The following is a 16,681-nucleotide window of genomic DNA, read 5'->3' as shown; positions in this document are numbered from 1 at the left end:
GGCTTAGAAGCTCAGCGCCTTCACCGTCTTCACGCCAGGCAGCGCCTGAACCTTGTCGAGCGTCGGTTTCACCGATTGATCGACCGAGAGCAGCAGCACTGCCTCGCCGCCCGCCGCGCGGCGGCCGAGGTGGAAGGTGCCGATGTTGACGCCCGCCTCGCCCAGCGTGGTGCCGAGGCGGCCGATGAAGCCCGGCGCGTCTTCGTTGACGACATACAGCATCTGGCCATCGAGATCGGCCTCCACCTTGATGCCGAAGATTTCGACCAGTCGGGGCTCCTTGTTGGCGAACAAAGTGCCCGCTACCGAACGTTCACCCTGCGCGGTCTGCACCGAGACGCGGATCAGCGTGTGGTAATCGCCCTCGCGGTCGTTGCGGACCTCGCGCACTTCGAGGCCGCGCTCCTTGGCTAGGAACGGAGCGTTGACCATGTTCACCGTGTCCGAATAGACGCGCATCAGCCCGGCCAGCACCGCGCCGGTGATCGGCTTGCTGTTGAGCTCCGCGGCGGCGCCTTCGAGCTCGACCGCGATCTTGGTGAGATTGTCGTGCGCCAGCTGGCCGACGAGGCTGCCGAGCTTTTCGGCAAGCGCCAGATAGGGCTTCACCTTGGGCGCATCCTCGGCGGAGAGCGAAGGCACGTTGAGGCCGTTGGTGACGCCGCCGGTCATCAGATAATCGGCCATCTGCTCGGCGACCTGGATCGCGACATTGACCTGCGCCTCGTTGGTCGATGCGCCGAGGTGCGGGGTCGAGATGAAGCCCGGTGTGCCGAACAGGGGCGATTCCTTGGCCGGTTCTGTCACGAACACATCGAGCGCCGCGCCCGCGACATGGCCGCTGTCGAGTGCCGCCTTGAGCGCTGCCTCGTCGATCAGCCCACCGCGCGCGCAATTGATGATCCGCACGCCCTTCTTGGTCTTGGCGAGATTCTCGGCGGAAAGGATGTTGCGCGTGCTGTCGGTGAGCGGCGTGTGCAGCGTGATGAAATCGGCCTTGGCAAGCAGCTCGTCGAGCGTCGCTTTCTCGACGCCCATCTCCACAGCGCGCTCGGGCGTTAGGAAGGGATCGTAGGCGACGACCTTCATCTTGAGGCCCAGCGCACGATCGGCGACGATCGAGCCGATATTGCCCGCGCCGATCAGGCCGAGCGTCTTGCCCGTCACCTCGACGCCCATGAAGCGGTTCTTCTCCCACTTGCCGGCCTGGGTGGATTTGTCCGCCTCGGGCAGATCGCGGGCGAGCGCGAACATCAAAGCGATGGCATGTTCCGCGGTGGTGATCGAATTGCCGAACGGGGTGTTCATCACCACCACGCCCTGCGCGCTCGCGGCGGGGATATCGACGTTATCGACACCGATGCCGGCGCGGCCGACCACCTTGAGGTTGGTCGCCGCGGCGAGCACCTCCTTGGTGACCTTGGTCGAGGAGCGGATGGCGAGGCCGTCATAATCGCCGATGATGGCGATCAGCTCATCCTTGGTCTTGCCGGTAATCTCGTCGACCTCCAGCCCGCGTTCGCGGAAGATCTGGGCGGCGCGGGGATCCATGGCATCGGAAATGAGGACTTTGGGCATATCGGTTCCTAATCTCCCTCTCCCCTTTGGGGAGAGGGTCGGGGAGAGGGGGAGTCGGAAACGGGAGGACAGGGGCTCGCATGCGCTCGCCCCCTCTCCCAACCCTCTCCCCAAGGGGGAGAGGGCTTAAGCTCTGGCCGTGTGGAAGGCCCAGTCGAGCCAGGGGCCGAGCGCCTCGATATCAGCGGTGTCGACCGTCGCGCCGCACCAGATGCGCAGGCCCGGCGGGGCATCGCGATAACCGGCGACGTCATAAGCGGCGTCTTCGGCCTCGAGCAGCGCGGCGATCTTTTTGACCAGCGCGAGCTGGGCTTCCTCGTCGAGGCCCTCCACGACATACGGCGCGAACTTGAGGCAGACGCTGGTGTTCGAACGAGTCGCCGGATCGACCGCGAGATGCTCGATCCAGTCGGTCGCCTGCACCCAGGCGTCGAGCGCGGCGGCATTGGCGTCGGCGCGATCGATCAGGCCATAGAGCCCGCCCTGACCCAGCGCCCATTCCAGGCTCCAGATCACGTCCTCGACTGCGAGCATCGAGGGGGTGTTGATCGTCTCGCCCTTGAAGATGCCTTCGATCAGCTTGCCGCCTTTGGTCATGCGGAAGATCTTGGGCAGCGGCCAGGCCGGCACATAGCTTTCCAGCCGCTCAACTGCGCGCGGCCCGAGGATCAGCACGCCATGCGCGCCTTCGCCGCCCAGCACTTTCTGCCACGAGAAGGTGACGACATCGAGCTTGTCCCACGGCAGATCGGCCGCGAACACGCCCGAGGTGGCGTCGCAGATCGACAGGCCCTGGCGATCATCGGGGATCCAGTCGCCATTCGGCACGCGCACGCCCGAAGTGGTGCCGTTCCAGGTAAAGACCAAGTCGGTCGACCAATCGGTGGCGGCGAGATCGGGCAATTCGCCATAGCCGGATTTGACGACCTTGGCGTCGATCTTGAGCTGCTTGACGACGTCGGTGACCCAGCCCTCACCGAAGCTCTCCCAAGCCATCATCGTCGCCGGGCGCGCGCCCAGCATCGACCACAGTGCCATCTCGACCGCGCCGGTGTCCGATCCGGGGACGATGCCGAGGCGGTGCGTGGCGGGGAGCTTGAGGATGCGGCGGGTGACGTCCATCGCATGGACGATCCGGCTCTTGCCGAGCTTGGAGCGGTGCGAACGGCCCAAGGATCCGGTGGCGAGGCCATCGGCATGCCAGCCGGGCGGCTTGGCGCAGGGGCCGGATGAGAAGAAGGGGCGGGCGGGCTTGGTGGCGGGTTTCGCCGGAGCCTCACGAATCGCGTCGGCGCGATTCGCCGCCGCGGGGGCAGTGTCAGTCATGTCAGTCTCTCCTCACAGAGAGCGCGCGCGGCGTTGGGACCGCGTGGCCCGTCGACGGCCCTAGGGATGCGCCGAAACGCGGTCAACCCGCTTGCGGCGGGCTGCGTGGCCGTCCACCATTGCCGCATGAAGGTGCGCGGGATCGTGGCGATGGCATTGGCGCTGCTGCTCGCCGCCTGCGGCGGATCGCCACATCGCCGTCCCGCGCTGGGGATCGCGCCGCCCGAGGACACCCCCGCCGCCTTCCGCAAATGCCAGTTCGACATGAGCGCGCTCGGCGCCAAATATCAAATTCTGCCCGACAAGGATTATCATAACGGCTGCTCGGCCACCCATGCGCTCAAGCTGGTGGCGATCGGTATTCCGGTCACCAATCTCGGCGCGGTGAAATGCGGCACGGCGCTGGCGCTGACCCAATGGGTGACGCAGGCGGTCCAATCCGCCGCGCACGATCGGCTGGGCGGCTATGTCGTGAAGATCGAGAGTTTCGGCAGCTTCGCCTGCCGCCCGATCAACGGCATAGCGGGCAACAAATTGTCCGAACATGCCCAGGCCAATGCCGTCGATATCGCCGGTTTTGTGTTGGCCGATGGGCGCCGGATCACCATCGCCAAGGATTGGAACGGACCGGATGCGGACAGCCGCGCCTTCCTCCGCCAGGTCCGCGATGCGGCCTGCCGCCGCTTCGTCACCGTGCTCAGCCCCGATTACAACGCCTACCACCATGACCATCTCCATTTTGACATGGGCAAGGGGCATTTATGCCGCTAAGCGCGCCCGCTTTGCCCGAACCGAGACGTTGAGATGAAGAAGCAAGAAATCCCCGAGCGGGTGTTCCCCAAGGCCAAGGATGATGCCGCCGCCGCCAACCAGGCGAAGCTGCTGCCGCAGACCGCGGACCCGGCCTATCGCCTGGCCTATGATGATCGGGACTTCCTGCTGCGCGACGATCTTCGCCCGGTGCGCTTCCAGCTGGAGCTTTTGAAGCCCGAGCTGTTGCTGGAAGAAGCGGGGATCGGATCGACCTTCGTGATGTATGGTTCGGCGCGCATTCCACCGCCCGAGAATGCCGATGCGATGGTCGCGGCGGCGGCGACCGAGACGCAGAAGAAGATTGCCGAGCGGCTCAAGGCCAAATCACATTATTATCAGGTGGCGCGCGAGCTGGCGCAGTTGGCCAGCGGCGCGCCGGTATCGGAGGATGGCAAGCGGCAGTTCGTGGTCTGCTCGGGCGGCGGCCCTTCGATCATGGAAGCCGCCAATCGCGGCGCACGCGATGTCGGCGCGGAGACGATCGGGCTCAATATCGTGCTGCCGTTCGAGCAGGCGCCGAACGATTATGTGACGCCGCACCTGAGCTTCAACTTCCACTATTTCGCGCTGCGGAAGATGCACTTCCTGCTCCGTGCCCGCGCGGTCGCGGTGTTTCCGGGCGGCTTCGGCACATTCGATGAATTTTTCGAGCTGCTGACCCTGATCCAGACCGGCAAGATGGCGATGCTGCCGATCCTGCTCTACGGCAGGGAGTTCTGGGACAAGGTCGTCAATTTCGAGGCGCTGGTCGACGAAGGCGTCGTCGCGCCGCAGGACATGGACCTGTTCCGCTTCGTCGAGACCGCCGAGGAAGGCTGGCAGCACGTCCAGGATTATTATCAGCGCTACAGTGAGAAGCAGTGGCGCAAGGGCCGCGGCGAGAAGAAGTAAGCTGACACGACCCCCCTCCTTCCGACTCCCCTCCCTGCAAGGGCGGGGTTGGGGGTGGGTCGCAACACGCGATGCCGTGGCTGTTTATGCACCGAACCTAACGCGGCCAGTGCTTCGCTTTTGAAATGAACCTTGGAGAGGGCGAACCCGCCGACGCGATCGTCGCGCGGGTGGCAACCCACCCCCAACCCCTTCCTTGCAGGGAGGGGAGTCAGGTCAATCCTTCTTGGCGGCCGCCGAGCCCGATGTCGCCGGTGCCGCATCGCCCGCGATATTGCCTTCGGGCTGTTTCTTGGCATTGGCCTCGGTCTGCACGGGGACGTTGCCCGCCTTGACCGCGCCTTCCTGGTTGGCGCCGGTCGGAGCCGGCTCGGCGCCCGATGTCGGCGCGGCGGCGCCGGCGCCCTCGGCGGGCTTGGTCGGCAGCGGCAGGGGATGATCGCCCTGAGTATTCAGATACGCGATGACGTTCGCGCGATCCTCGGGCTTGGAAAGGCCCGCGAAGGTCATCTTGGTGCCCGGCGCATAGCCCTTGGGATTGGTCAGCCACTCATTGAGCTTGTCGAAGTCCCACTTGCCGCCCTTGGACTTGAGCGCATCCGAGAAAGCGAAGCCGCCGCGGCCCGCGGCCACTTCGTCACCGACCACGCCATAGAGATTCGGGCCGAGCGCATTGGCGCCGCCCTTATCGGCATTGTGGCAGGCGGTGCACTTCTTGAAGACGTCCGCGCCCTTTTGGGCGTCGCCAGAGGCCATGTAGAAAGCAAAGGGCTTTTCGGCGACGGCGGTGGCGCCGGCCTCGGCTTCCACGCCGGTCACCTCATAGCCCATCTTCTCGGGGCGCTCGGCCTTGAAATATTCGCCGGTGATGATCGTCGTGGCCAGCGCGACGATACCGCCCGCCAAAACCCAGCCCGCAATCGTGTTCGACCGATCGTTCATGCCCGCCCTTTAATCGAAGATATCTCGGAGATTCGGGGCCGCTTTAGTCAGCCGATTTGCCGCCTGCAAGGTTGCCCGAGGGCCGTTCGGCTTCTAAGCGGCGCGCACCCATGGAAAGTTATCCCGCCCCCGCGCGCGAAATGGTCGCTGCGCTCACCGCCGCCGCCGCGGAACGCCCATTCGAGGCGGTCGCCTTTCAGGGTGCGCCGGGGTGCAATTCGCATATCGCCGCGAACACGGTGTTTCCCGGCGCTGCGCCCTTGCCCTGCTACAGCTTCGAGGATGCACTGGATGCGGTGAACGACGGCCGCGCGGGCCGCGCGATGATCCCGATCGAAAATTCGCTGCACGGCCGCGTCGCCGATATCCACTTCCTGCTGCCCGAAAGCGGGCTGACCATCGTCGGCGAACATTTCATGCCGATCCGCTACTGCCTGATGGGGCTGGGCGGTGCGGAGATCGCCGAGGCGATGAGCCATCCCCAGGCGCTCGGCCAATGCCGCCACTGGCTGCGCGCGCACGGCATCAAGCCGGTGGTGGACAGCGATACCGCGGGCGCGGCGGCGGCGGTGGCCGAACTCGGCAATCCGGCGGTGGGCGCAATCGCGCCGCGGCTGGCGGCCGAGCTCTACGGCCTGCAGATATTGGGCGAAGGCCTCGAGGATTCGGACGACAATACCACGCGCTTCGTGATCCTGGCGCGCGAGGCGCAGCCGATCGCAAGCGGCGGGCCGACGATGACGAGCTTCACCTTCGAGGTGAAGAACGTCCCCGCCGCGCTCTACAAGGCGCTCGGCAGCTTCGCCACCAACGGCATCAACATGACCAAGCTCGAAAGCTACCAGCAGGGCGCGAGCTTCGCGGCGACCGGCTTTTACTGCGATGTCGAAGGATCGCTGGCCGATGACGACCTGAAGCAGGCGTTTGCCGAGCTGGAATTCCACACCAAATGGGTGCGCGTGCTCGGCACCTACCCGCAGGAGCGGCCGCGCAGCTGAACGCGCGAAGTTGAGGAAGTTGAGGCTTGCGGCGGGGAGCGTGCTCACCCATGCGAGAAGCAGCGCGACGCAAAGAATCGAAGCGATGAGCATGTGGAAGATGTACCACATATGTTCTCATTTGTCAAGCGAAAAATTGGCGCGAATCTGTCACATAGCGTTAAGATCGCCGCTCTAGGCGGCGGCTTATGGTCACGCCTCCTTTCTCGATCTGGTCCCGCAGCATGGTCGCGCGGATGTTGCTCCCCGTGGTCGTCATGCTGGGCATGGTGTGCCTGCTGGCGCTCGTCGGCCTCGGCGCGCGCCAACGCATCTTTCGCGCGCACGGCGCCGTCGAGCAGACGCAGGAAATCCGCATCGATTTGATCGAGGCGCGTTCGCTCAGCCGCTCGCTCCAGCGCGATACGCTCAATCTGGCTCTGGAGCGGGACGCCAAGGAAATCGGCATCATCCACGCCAAATTCGTGTCGCGTTCGGCCAAGATGCGCGCGACGCTGATGGCTCTCGCCCGTAATCCGCGGTTCGACGGCGGCGACCGCCGCGCGCCTTTCTTCGCAGATCAGCGCGCCGTGCTCGATCGGCTGGCGGCCGCGGCGGCTCTGGCGCAGCGCGGCGATCGGGCCGCTGCCCTGACGATGTTCCGCCTTCAAGTGCGCCCGGCCGAGCGCGCGGCATCGGCCATCGCAGATGCGCTGATCGACGATCAGGAGGGCATCGTTGCCGCGCGGCTGAGCGATGCCGCGCACCTTGAGCGGCAGACACTCATCATTGAGGGATTGGCGAGCCTGACGCTCTTTGCGCTCGCCGCCTCGGCCACAGTGTTCATCGTGCGGCGGACGATCGCCCGGCCGCTGGCGGATATCGAACGCGCCATGGAGCGGCTGGCGGGCGGAGACACCGAGGGCCGCACACCGCATGCCGATCGCCGCGACGAGATCGGCCGCATGGCGCGGGCGATCGAGGTCTTTCGCGCGGCGGCGGTGGAACGTGAGGCGCTGCAGGCCGAGCGCGCCGATCTGCTCAAAGCGGAAATACTGCGGGAGCGCGAGGAGGAACAGCGCAAGCGCGCCGCCGACGAAACGAGCCGCCGCCGCAGCACGCGCCTCGGCGCTTCGGCGGATCGGCTGGAGCTCGGCGCCGCCGAGGCGCTGGCCGAGCTGCGCCTGTCGGCGCGCAATCTGTCATCCGCCGCGGCGGACCTCAACGGGCATTCGGCGGCGGTCAACCGCGATCTGGTCGCCGTCAGGTTGGCGGTGTCGCGCGCGGTGGATGGTGCGACCGATATCGCCGCAGCGACCGACCAGTTCATGACCGTGCTGGGGGATGCCAGCGCGGGCACGCGGCGATCGGCCGATCTGAGCGCCGATGCCGCCGCGCAGGCGAGCGCGCTTTCCCGGCATATGCGCCGAGTCCAGAACGATGCCCAGCGCATCGGCACCGTGATCGATCTGATCGGCGGCATCGCCAAGCGGACCAATCTCCTCGCCCTCAACGCCACGATCGAGGCCGCGCGGGCCGGACCGGCGGGGCAGGGGTTCGCGGTGGTGGCGAGCGAGGTGAAAGCGCTCGCCCGCCAGACCGCGCAGGCGACCGGCGATATCGCCGACCAGATCGGCAAGATGCAGCTTGCCGCGACCAACGCCGACCAGGGCCTCACTGAGATCGCCGCGGTCATCACCGCGATAGCGGAGGGCACCGAGAAGCTTGCTGCCGGAATCGCGGAGCAGGCGGTGCAGGGCAGCTTGATCAGCCGCAATGTCAACGGTGCGGCGGCCGATCTGGATATCATCAGCGGCCGTGTCGCCGATGTCGCGGCGATCGCGGGCAGCGTCGATCTCCTCGCGGGCACGCTGCGGGACGATGCGGCGACGGTCGAGAGCAGCGCCAAATCGATCGACGGATTGCTCTCGAACTTCTTCGGGCAATTGCACGAACTGCAGGACTAAGCGCCGTCCACCCAGGCCCTGAGCAAGGTCGAAGCAATGGCGTGGGGCGCGGGCGGGTTGAAGCGCGCGCCTTCGGCACGATTGAAGGCGGCGGCGATCTCCCCGCGCGTCACCCACATCGCATCCTCCAGCTCGTGATGGTCGATCTTGACGGTGTCGTCGGCGACCTGGGCGATGCAGGCGATCATGAGCTGGGAGGGGAAGGGCCAGGGCTGGCTCGCGACATAGCGGATCGCGCCCGCGACCACTCCGGCTTCCTCGAACAGCTCGCGCGCAACCGCCGCCTCGATCGACTCGCCCACCTCCAGGAAGCCCGCGAGTGCCGAATAGCGGCCGGGATCGAACATCGGCTGGCGGCCGACGAGCACGCGCGCCTCGGCCGCCGTGCCATGTTCTGCGAGCATGATGACGACGGGATCGGTGCGCGGGAAATGTTCGGTGCCGCAGGACGGGCACCGGCGTGCCCAGCCCGCGCGGATCGGCTGGGACGCCGCGCCGCAATTGGCGCAGAAGCGATGGCGCGCGTGCCAATCGAGCAGGCTGCGCGCAGTGGCGTAGGTCGCCATTTCGCCTGCGGGCAATTGCGTGAGCAGGGCGAACAGTTCCGGGGAGCGGCGCGCACCTTTGGCGTGGGGGTCGATCCGGGCGTAGCGCGCGATGCCGTCGATGGTGCCGAGCAGCACCCGCTCTTCGGGCGCCAGCGCTGGCAGGGGCGACCAGCCGAGCGCGCCATCGGCAAGGCGCGGCATATACTCTTCGAGATCGAGCAACAGCGCGCCGGGGGCGGCGGCCAGTGCGATTTCCGCGGCGGGATCGATGCGGATCGGTTCGGAGCGATCGAGCGGCGATCCGGTGAAGCCGGGCGCGATCATGCCGTTTCCCGCGCGGCCAGGCCGATCGCCGCCGCCCGCGCGAACAGGCTGGGTAGCCCCGCCTGCTCGATCGCCGCGATCGGCCACCATTCGCCGTCAATATCCTGCGACTCCATCCGTGCCGCATAGACCTTATGATCGAGCGCGAAATGGGTGAAAACGTGCCGCCCGGCGCCGACGAACCGCCAATCCGCTGCGATCGGGGCATCGGTCAGGCCCGGATCCTCGGTGCCCCACGGCCCGGTTGGCAGCGCGCGCATCCCGCCGAGCATCCCCTTGGGCGGGCGGCGGCAGAGCAGTACGCGGTCGGCCGCCTCCAGCCAGAAGATCGATCCGCGCCGCACGGGCTTGGCGGTCTTGGCGGCCTTGACGGGATAGCGCTCGGGCTCGCCCGCGCGGAAGGCGGCGCACTCCTCCGACAAAGGGCAGAGCGCGCACGCGGGTTTGCGGGGCGCGCAGAGCGAGGAGCCCAAATCCATCATCGCCTGCGCGAAATCGCCAGCGTGATCGTCGGGCGTGATGCTGGCGGTGGCGGCGTAGATCGCGGTGCGGCCTTTGGGCAGCGGCTCGGCGATGGCGAACAGGCGCTCGACGATGCGCTCGACATTGGCATCGACCACCACTGCGCGTTGGCCGAAAGCGATCGCGGCGATCGCGGCGGCGGTGTAGGCGCCGAGGCCGGGGAGGGCACGCAATTCTGCTTCCTCGCTCGGGAATCGGCCGCCATGCTCGTCCACTACGGCGCGCGCGCAGGCGATCAGGTTTCGCGCCCGGGCATAATAGCCGAGGCCCGCCCAGGCGCTCATCACCTCCGCGTCCGGGGCCGCCGCCAGCGCCTCGACGGTCGGCCAGCGCGTCGTGAACGCCGCGAAATAGCTCTTCACCGCCGCGACGGTCGTCTGCTGGAGCATCACCTCGGACAGCCAGACGCGATAGGGATCGGGCGCCGCCTCGCCCGGCGCGGCGCGCCAGGGCAGGGTGCGATGGTGGCGATCGTACCAGTGGAGCAGCTTGGGCGCGACGTTGGCCCTATCGACGAGCATGGCACGCCTATGGCATGGGCGGAGCCGTGACGGAACGGAAGAGTCGAGCGCCCTCCAAGGCCAAGCCGGGCGATGCGCCGCGCGCCATGGGCACGCGCTCGGTCTCCGAGATGCTGCCGACCATCGGGGGCACCGCCTTCCGCAAGTTCGGCTTCGTGCAATCGGCGGTGGTGAGCCGCTGGGCCGAGATCGTGGGGCCCCGTTACGCGGGCGTCTCGCATCCCGAATCGATCCGCTTTCCCGGGGGCAAGCGCAGCGACGGCGTGCTCAATCTCACGGTCGAGGGCGCGCATGCGACGATGATGCAGCATGTCGCGCCCACGATCGTCGAGCGGGTCAACATGTTCTTCGGTTATCCCGCGGTGGCGCGCATCGCGATCCGCCAGACCGCGGTGACCAAGCCCGCACCGCGGCGCGCGCCGCCGTCGCTCAAGACCATCCCCGCCGCGCTTGGCGACAGTCTGCGCACAATCGCCGACCCCGAACTGCACGCCTGCCTTTCCAACCTCGCCGCCGCGCTCGGGGCGAGCGAAGGCCTCCCCAAAATTGGCGACGGAGATCGCCGCAGGAGCAACGATTGAAGCTTGTCCTCCGCTGTATCGCCGCGCTTGCGGCGCTCGTCTCGCTGGCGCCCGCGAACGCAGCGCCCCCGGTCAAGGATTGGTCGCAGGTCGCGGTCCGCACGCCTTCGGGTTCCTTCCTCCAGGGCAATCCCAATGCGCCGGTGAAGCTGATCGAATATCTGTCCTTCACCTGCCCGCACTGCGCCGTTTTCGAAAGCACCGCGGGGCCGCTGGTGCCCAAATATATCAAGCCCGGCCTGGTCAGCTATGAGGTGCGGGTCGCGATCCGCGATGGGTTCGATATGCTCGCCACTACGCTCGCGCGCTGCGCCGGGCCACGTGCCTTCTTCGCGGTCAAGCCGGCGCTTTATGCGGCGCAGGGGGATTGGGAGCAGAAGGCCAATGATTGGGTGGCGACTTCGCCCGATCTGAGCAAGCTCAGCGAGGCTGAAGCGGGCAAGGCGGCGGCCAAGGGCGCGGGTCTCGATGTCTTTTTCGCCAGGCATGGCCTCGCCCCGGCGCGGGCCGACGCCTGCCTGTCCAACACGGCGGAGCAGAAACTGATCGGCCAGCGTGGCCAGGAAATCTGGAATATGCCCGGCTTCCCGGGCACGCCCGCTTTTGCGATCAACGGCGCGATGACTCCTCCGATCGGCGCCTGGTCCGATCTCGACAAAGCCCTCGCCGCCGCTCTGGCAAAGAGCGGCCACCCCAAAGGATGACGAAGATGAAAGCCCGTTCGCTGGCGCTTGCCGCCACCGCCTTCCTTGCGCTCGCGGCCTGCGGCAAGAAGCAGGATACACCGAGCGCGACGACCGATCACGTGACCGCCGCCGCGGTGCCGCCGCCCGCAGGCAAGAGCTGGACCGATGTCGTGAGCGTGACGCCGGAAGGCGGCGTGCGCATGGGCAATCCCGATGCGCCGGTGAAGATCGTCGAATATGCCTCCTTCACCTGCCCGCATTGCAAGAAGTTCGAGGATGAGGGCGGCGATGCGCTGCCGCAGAAATATGTCTCGACCGGCAAGGTCTCCTACGAATTCCGCTCCTTCCTGATCCATGGGCCGGATGCGCCGATCACCTTGCTGATGATGTGCCGCGGCGCCGAACCCTTCTTCGCTTTGACCAAGCAGATCTATGCGGGGCAGGACGCCTTCATGGCGCCGCTGATCGCGATGACGCCGGCGGACAATCAGGCGCTGCAGGGGCTGCCGCCGCAGCAGCAGTTCCAGAAATTGCTCGATACGATGGGCCTGTTCCCCTGGTTCGCCGCGCGCGGGCTGCCGCGCGCGCAGGCGGAGAAGTGCCTGGCCGATCAGAAGGCACAGGATCAGCTTTCGGCGACGCAGGATCGTGCCCAGACCAAGGACGGCGTCAACCAGACGCCGAGCTTCTTCCTCAACGGCGTGCTGCAGAGCGACGTCTCGACGTGGCCGGCGCTGGATGCCAAGCTGACGCAGATGATCGGCTGATGTCTAGGTGCGGCACCGGCCCGCTCCCCCACCCGGCCTCCCAGATGATACTGCCGTTGGGAGGCCGGGTGGGGGAGCGGGCTGGTGCCGCCTCGGTTCAGCTCCGCTGAACCGCAGATAGAAGCGCCGGGGGGCTCATGCGGATCAAGAAGGTCAGGCTCGCGGGCTTCAAGAGCTTTGTAGAGCCCGTTGAATTGCTGATCGAGCCGGGGCTGACGGGGGTCGTCGGCCCCAACGGCTGCGGCAAGTCCAATCTGCTGGAAGCAATCCGCTGGGTGATGGGCGAGGGCAGTCCGAAATCGCTGCGCGGCGGCGGCATGGAGGATGTCATCTTCGCGGGCACCTCGACGCGGCCCGCGCGCGACTTCGCGGAGGTGTCGTTGCTCGCCGAGACCGCAGATGGCGAGCAGGAGGTTGTCCGCCGGATCGAGCGCGGCGCTGGATCGGCCTATCGGCTCAATGGCAGGGATGTGCGCCAGCGCGATGTGGCGCTGCTGTTCGCCGATGCCGCGACGGGTGCGCATTCGCCTGCTCTGGTCAGCCAGGGGCGGATCGCGGCGGTGATCGCCGCCAAGCCGACGGAGCGGCGCCAGATGCTGGAGGAAGCGGCGGGGATCGCCGGCCTCCACGTCCGCCGCCGCGAGGCCGAGATCAAGCTGCGCCAGACCGAAACCAACCTCGAGCGGCTCGACGAGATGCTCGGCGAGATGGAGGCGCGCGCCAATGTGCTGCGTCGCCAGGCCCGCGCCGCCGAACGCTACCGCGCGCTTTCCGAGGAAATCCGCATCGCCGAGGCGCGCAGCCTGTTCGCGCGCTGGCGGGAGGCTGCGGCTGCCGCAGAGCAGGCCCGCGCGCGCGCCGGGCTGGCCGAGCAGGCAGTGCAGAATGCCGCCGAGCAGCAGCGCGCCGCAGCGGCGCATGCCGGCCAGGCGGTGACGGCGATGGCGGAGGCGCGGGCCGCCGCCGATGTCGCGCGCGATGCCCTGGGCGATGCGCGGCAGGCTCTGGAAGGGCTGCGCGGCGAGAAGATTTCGGTGGAACGGCGGCTGCGTGAACTCGCGGGCCAGCTCGACATGTTGGCGCTTGATCGGGAGCGCGAGGACCGGCTGGCGATCGATGCCACCGCGGCGCTCCGTGCGCTGGAGGAGGAGGACAAGGCGCTCGGGCGTGAGCTCGCCAAGGCTGAGAGTGCGCGCGGCGGCCTTGAGGCGGCGGTGGCGGAGGCCGAGCGCACGGTGCGGGATGCCGAGGTGGCGGTGGCGCAGGCGCTGGCGCGGGTTGCCTCCGAACAGGCGGATGCGCGGGTGGCTCAGGCGGCCTTGGCGGCGTCCCGGCAGCGGCTGCAGCGCGCCGAAGGCGAGTCGGCGCGGATCGCGCGCGAAGCCGAGGCCGCCGGGGCAGCGGCGCCTTTGGCGGCTGCGCTGGATCAGGCGCGGGAGGCTGGAAAGACAGCGGCGGCCAACCTCGCGGCGTCGGCGGAGGCGTTGGCCTCGGCCGAGGCGGCGCGCGAGCAGGCCGCGCAGCAGCGCGCGGCGGCGGAGAATGATGCGGCGATCGCCGCTGCAGCCCGCGCACGGATCGAGAGCGAGATCAAGGCGCTCACCGCCGGGCTGCAGCGCGATGCGGGCAAGGGCGTGGTGACCACGCTCAAGGTGACGCCGGGCTATGAGCGCGCGCTGGCGGCGGCGCTCGGCGACGATCTCGATGCGCCGCTGGGCCAGGGGCCGCGCGGCTGGGTGGGGGCCGCGATCGACGCGGCTGATCCGGCGCTGCCGGAAGGTGTCGAGCGGCTGGCGGACCATGTTTCGGGCGCGGACGCTCTTGCCCGCAGGCTCGCTCAGGTTGCCGTGGTCGAGGATGATGGCGGCCAACGGCTGGCGGCGGGCCAGCGGCTGGTCACCAAGGCGGGCGCGCTGCGGCGCTGGGATGGGTTCGTCGCGCGGGATGTCGGCGCGGCGGCGGCAGAGCGGCTTGTCCGGGTCAATCGCCTTGCGGAGTTGGAGCGCGAGCTTCCCGCCGTGCGCTCTACAGCGGACGAAAGCAGCAAGGCCTTGGAAAGCGCGCGCACCGAGGAAGGCAGCGCCCGGCAGGCGATCGACGCCGCGCGCGGCGCCGGCGTGGAGGCCGAGCAGGCTGCCCGCGCCGCTGCCCGTGCCGAGGATGCCGCTCAGGGCGCGCTCGATCGGCATGCGGCGCAGCTGGCGGCGATCGCGCAACAGCGTGTTCGCGCCGACGAGGAATTGAACGAAGCTAAGGCAGCCGAAGCGCAAGCCGCCGATGCGGTGGCGGCGCTGCCGGATCGATCGGCGAGCGAGACCGCCTTGTCGGCGCTACAGGCGCAGGCCGAGGCTGGCCGGGCGATGCAGGCCGCGGCGCGCGAGCGCCTGGCGACGTTCAATGCGCAGTTGGGCCGTGATCAGCAGCGCCAGCAGGCGGCGCGCGCGGAGGCCAAGGGCTGGCGCTCGCGGGCGGGCGATGCCGCCGGGCGGATCGCTGAGATGGGCAAGCGCCGCGATGCCGCCGAAAAGGAACATGGCGCGCTCGCCCAGAAGCCCGCTGCGTTGACGGAGGCGATGGTCGCTGCGGACGCCCGGCTCGCCACCGCCGAGACGGCAGCCCGCGCCGCGCGAGAGGCGGAAGCGGCGGCCGAGGCCGAACTTCGCCGGATCGAGACGCTCACCGCCGCCGCGCAGGAACAGCTCAGCCTCGCCCGCGAAGCGCGCGCCACGCTCGCCGCCAATGCCGAGCATCAGGAGCAACGGCGCAGCGAGCTGAGCCGCCTGGCCGGCGATCGCTTCCAATGCCCCGCCGCCACGCTGCCCGACACGATCGGCTTCGACGCCGCCGATCTTCGCGCGGCCGAGGACGAGAGCGCGCGGCACGATCGCGCGGTTGCGGACCGCGAGCGGCTGGGTCCGGTCAATCTCGTCGCCGAAAGCGAATTGGCCGAGCTTGAAGCGAGCCGCGCCACCAATGCCGCCGAGCGCGACGAGCTCGGCCAGGCGGTCAACCGGTTGCGCGGATCGATCGGCAGCCTCAACCGCGAGGGCCGCCAGCGGCTGATCGCGGCGTTCGAGGCGGTCGACGGTCACTTCCGTCGCCTGTTTACCACGCTGTTCAACGGTGGCGAAGCGCATCTCGCGCTGATCGACTCCGAAGACCCGCTGGAGGCGGGGCTGGAGATCATGGCGCAGCCGCCCGGCAAGCGGCTCGGCAGCCTCACCTTGCTGTCGGGCGGCGAGCAGGCGCTGACCGCTGTCGCGCTGATTTTCGCGCTGTTCCTCACCAATCCCGCGCCGATCTGCGTGCTCGATGAGGTGGATGCGCCGTTGGATGATGCAAACATCGAGCGTTTCTGCGATCTGTTGCTCGCCATGACGCGCGAAACCGAAACCCGTTATCTGGTCGTCACCCATAATGCGGTAACGATGAGCCGGATGCACCGCCTGTTCGGCGTGACGATGATCGAGCGCGGCATCTCGCGCCTGGTCTCGGTCGATCTCGGCGGGGCCGAGCAATTGCTGGCGGCGGAGTGATGGCCAAGCGGTATCGCGTCGTCCACCAGCGCCGATCGATCTGGGAGGCGCTGATCTCGGGCCGGGGCACGCGCGACTGCTATCTGGCGCAGGCGGGCTATTGGTGGGACTGGCGCACGGTCGCGACCTTCCCGACACTGGCCGAGGCCGAAACCGCCTGCAGCGCGCACGCGGGTGGCACCCTGCTGCGCGGTGGGGACCGCATCGTTTCCGAATTCGAACGGCCGGAATGATGCTGGGCGTAGCCGGCGCGGTAGGCGAATTCATGGTGCTGCTGGCCGAGGCAGCGGCGGAGAGCGGGCTGGCGATAGCGGGAAGCGCCGCGCTAGGGGTGGGTGTTGCGGCGGGGGCCTATGCGCTGATCAAGCGGGTACGGAAGAAGGAATCGGAGCCCGGCAAACCCGGTTTATAGCGCCTTGGCTTGCAGAAGCGCGCTGAGCGCGTTTGCCGAAAGCGGTTGCGCGAAAATAACGCCGAAGTGTGGCGATGCGGACCATGCCACCTTTGCGCCCAGCGATCGGTCCGGGAGTTTGATTTGAACGAGCGCGCCCTTATCGCAACTCGGATCACAATGGATCAGCGCGCCATTCTCCGAAATGTCGAGCAAGTGAGCGCGGCGTTCCCCACGCGGGCCGACAAGGATGAATGGCTGAAAAATCTTCTGGCGGCGGGTTCGTCTCGCAGGGTGATCCAAGGCCAGCG

General features: G+C 68.0%; 16 protein-coding genes. 10 read left to right on the top strand and 6 right to left on the bottom strand.

Translation table 11 applies throughout. The features are described from left to right. Nucleotides 1-3 precede the first annotated feature (3 nt). Both serA and FHS31_RS09355 read right to left on the bottom strand, forming a co-directional pair. Nucleotides 4-1,578, bottom strand: a complete 1,575-nt coding sequence (gene serA / locus FHS31_RS09360) for a phosphoglycerate dehydrogenase (protein WP_167073124.1) — start codon at nucleotides 1,576-1,578, stop codon at nucleotides 4-6. A gap of 126 nt (nucleotides 1,579-1,704) precedes the next feature. Beyond that, the gene (locus tag FHS31_RS09355) at nucleotides 1,705-2,904 is read right to left on the bottom strand and encodes a phosphoserine transaminase (protein ID WP_167073123.1); all 1,200 of its coding nucleotides are present in this window, start codon (nucleotides 2,902-2,904) and stop codon (nucleotides 1,705-1,707) included. Nucleotides 2,905-3,009: 105 nt separating this feature from the next. Between FHS31_RS09355 and FHS31_RS09350 the strand changes: the two genes are divergently transcribed. After that, nucleotides 3,010-3,675: an extensin family protein gene (locus tag FHS31_RS09350; RefSeq protein ID WP_341786327.1), complete on the top strand. Its 666-nt coding sequence runs from the start codon at nucleotides 3,010-3,012 to the stop codon at nucleotides 3,673-3,675. Nucleotides 3,676-3,708: 33 nt separating this feature from the next. After that, a complete protein-coding gene (locus tag FHS31_RS09345; protein WP_167073122.1) occupies nucleotides 3,709-4,608 on the top strand; it encodes an LOG family protein in 900 nt (299 codons plus the stop codon). Between the two features lie 216 nt (nucleotides 4,609-4,824). Here FHS31_RS09345 and FHS31_RS09340 read toward each other — a convergent pair whose 3' ends face one another. After that, nucleotides 4,825-5,550 (bottom strand): c-type cytochrome, encoded by a 726-nt coding sequence (locus FHS31_RS09340; RefSeq protein ID WP_167073121.1) that lies wholly within the window; start codon nucleotides 5,548-5,550, stop codon nucleotides 4,825-4,827. A gap of 110 nt (nucleotides 5,551-5,660) precedes the next feature. Here FHS31_RS09340 and FHS31_RS09335 point away from each other — a divergent pair, with 110 nt between their 5' ends. Together FHS31_RS09335 and FHS31_RS09330 are read left to right on the top strand one after the other, a co-directional pair. Then, nucleotides 5,661-6,548, top strand: coding sequence for a prephenate dehydratase (locus FHS31_RS09335; protein WP_167073120.1), 888 nt, complete (start codon nucleotides 5,661-5,663; stop codon nucleotides 6,546-6,548). 188 nt (nucleotides 6,549-6,736) lie between these two features. Then, nucleotides 6,737-8,494 carry a methyl-accepting chemotaxis protein gene (locus FHS31_RS09330; RefSeq protein ID WP_167073119.1) on the top strand — a complete coding sequence of 586 codons (1,758 nt, stop codon included), beginning with the start codon at nucleotides 6,737-6,739 and terminating at the stop codon, nucleotides 8,492-8,494. On the opposite strand, the gene nudC is transcribed toward FHS31_RS09330, so the two are convergent. After that, nucleotides 8,491-9,366, bottom strand: a complete 876-nt coding sequence (gene nudC / locus FHS31_RS09325; RefSeq protein WP_167073118.1) for an NAD(+) diphosphatase — start codon at nucleotides 9,364-9,366, stop codon at nucleotides 8,491-8,493. The two genes, FHS31_RS09330 and nudC, sit on opposite strands and share 4 nt — an antisense overlap. Continuing rightward, a complete protein-coding gene (gene mutY / locus FHS31_RS09320) occupies nucleotides 9,363-10,409 on the bottom strand; it encodes an A/G-specific adenine glycosylase (RefSeq protein WP_167073117.1) in 1,047 nt (348 codons plus the stop codon). The genes nudC and mutY overlap by 4 nt, the downstream gene beginning before the upstream one ends. Nucleotides 10,410-10,423: 14 nt before the next feature. Between mutY and FHS31_RS09315 the strand changes: the two genes are divergently transcribed. The 6 genes from FHS31_RS09315 to FHS31_RS09290 all read left to right on the top strand — a co-directional run bounded on the left by FHS31_RS09315 (nucleotide 10,424) and on the right by FHS31_RS09290 (nucleotide 16,391). After that, on the top strand, nucleotides 10,424-10,990 hold the full coding sequence (locus tag FHS31_RS09315) for a DUF721 domain-containing protein (protein ID WP_167073116.1): 567 nt from the start codon (nucleotides 10,424-10,426) through the stop codon (nucleotides 10,988-10,990). After that, nucleotides 10,987-11,694: a thioredoxin domain-containing protein gene (locus FHS31_RS09310; protein WP_167073115.1), complete on the top strand. Its 708-nt coding sequence runs from the start codon at nucleotides 10,987-10,989 to the stop codon at nucleotides 11,692-11,694. Before FHS31_RS09315 ends, FHS31_RS09310 begins: the two co-directional genes overlap by 4 nt. A gap of 5 nt (nucleotides 11,695-11,699) precedes the next feature. Continuing rightward, nucleotides 11,700-12,443 (top strand): thioredoxin domain-containing protein, encoded by a 744-nt coding sequence (locus FHS31_RS09305; RefSeq protein ID WP_167073114.1) that lies wholly within the window; start codon nucleotides 11,700-11,702, stop codon nucleotides 12,441-12,443. 137 nt (nucleotides 12,444-12,580) lie between these two features. Further along, nucleotides 12,581-15,979 (top strand): chromosome segregation protein SMC, encoded by a 3,399-nt coding sequence (gene smc, locus FHS31_RS09300; protein ID WP_167073113.1) that lies wholly within the window; start codon nucleotides 12,581-12,583, stop codon nucleotides 15,977-15,979. Then, the gene (locus FHS31_RS09295) at nucleotides 15,979-16,212 is read left to right on the top strand and encodes a hypothetical protein (protein WP_167073112.1); all 234 of its coding nucleotides are present in this window, start codon (nucleotides 15,979-15,981) and stop codon (nucleotides 16,210-16,212) included. The genes smc and FHS31_RS09295 overlap by 1 nt, the downstream gene beginning before the upstream one ends. Next, the gene (locus FHS31_RS09290; protein ID WP_167073111.1) at nucleotides 16,209-16,391 is read left to right on the top strand and encodes a hypothetical protein; all 183 of its coding nucleotides are present in this window, start codon (nucleotides 16,209-16,211) and stop codon (nucleotides 16,389-16,391) included. The genes FHS31_RS09295 and FHS31_RS09290 overlap by 4 nt, the downstream gene beginning before the upstream one ends. On the opposite strand, the gene FHS31_RS16795 is transcribed toward FHS31_RS09290, so the two are convergent. Continuing rightward, the gene (locus FHS31_RS16795) at nucleotides 16,386-16,673 is read right to left on the bottom strand and encodes a PilZ domain-containing protein (protein WP_167073110.1); all 288 of its coding nucleotides are present in this window, start codon (nucleotides 16,671-16,673) and stop codon (nucleotides 16,386-16,388) included. The genes FHS31_RS09290 and FHS31_RS16795 overlap by 6 nt on opposite strands. Between the last annotated feature and the right edge of the window lie 8 nt (nucleotides 16,674-16,681).

This window comes from Sphingomonas vulcanisoli (genome assembly GCF_011761305.1).
Classification (GTDB): domain Bacteria; phylum Pseudomonadota; class Alphaproteobacteria; order Sphingomonadales; family Sphingomonadaceae; genus Sphingomonas_I; species Sphingomonas_I vulcanisoli.
This window is presented reverse-complemented; position numbering and strand designations above follow the sequence as displayed.

What these genes read in the sequence shown, in the direction of transcription:
- FHS31_RS09345 (WP_167073122.1), top strand. Translation starts at nt 3,709, where the DNA reads ATGAAGAAGCAAGAAATCCCCGAGCGGGTGTTCCCCAAGGCCAAGGAT.
- FHS31_RS09295 (WP_167073112.1), top strand. Translation starts at nt 15,979, where the DNA reads ATGGCCAAGCGGTATCGCGTCGTCCACCAGCGCCGATCGATCTGGGAG.
- FHS31_RS09290 (WP_167073111.1), top strand. Translation starts at nt 16,209, where the DNA reads ATGATGCTGGGCGTAGCCGGCGCGGTAGGCGAATTCATGGTGCTGCTG.
- serA (WP_167073124.1), bottom strand. Translation starts at nt 1,578, where the DNA reads ATGCCCAAAGTCCTCATTTCCGATGCCATGGATCCCCGCGCCGCCCAG.
- nudC (WP_167073118.1), bottom strand. Translation starts at nt 9,366, where the DNA reads ATGATCGCGCCCGGCTTCACCGGATCGCCGCTCGATCGCTCCGAACCG.
- FHS31_RS09340 (WP_167073121.1), bottom strand. Translation starts at nt 5,550, where the DNA reads ATGAACGATCGGTCGAACACGATTGCGGGCTGGGTTTTGGCGGGCGGT.
- FHS31_RS09315 (WP_167073116.1), top strand. Translation starts at nt 10,424, where the DNA reads ATGGGCGGAGCCGTGACGGAACGGAAGAGTCGAGCGCCCTCCAAGGCC.
- FHS31_RS09305 (WP_167073114.1), top strand. Translation starts at nt 11,700, where the DNA reads ATGAAAGCCCGTTCGCTGGCGCTTGCCGCCACCGCCTTCCTTGCGCTC.
- mutY (WP_167073117.1), bottom strand. Translation starts at nt 10,409, where the DNA reads ATGCTCGTCGATAGGGCCAACGTCGCGCCCAAGCTGCTCCACTGGTAC.
- FHS31_RS09330 (WP_167073119.1), top strand. Translation starts at nt 6,737, where the DNA reads ATGGTCACGCCTCCTTTCTCGATCTGGTCCCGCAGCATGGTCGCGCGG.
- FHS31_RS09355 (WP_167073123.1), bottom strand. Translation starts at nt 2,904, where the DNA reads ATGACTGACACTGCCCCCGCGGCGGCGAATCGCGCCGACGCGATTCGT.
- FHS31_RS09335 (WP_167073120.1), top strand. Translation starts at nt 5,661, where the DNA reads ATGGAAAGTTATCCCGCCCCCGCGCGCGAAATGGTCGCTGCGCTCACC.
- smc (WP_167073113.1), top strand. Translation starts at nt 12,581, where the DNA reads ATGCGGATCAAGAAGGTCAGGCTCGCGGGCTTCAAGAGCTTTGTAGAG.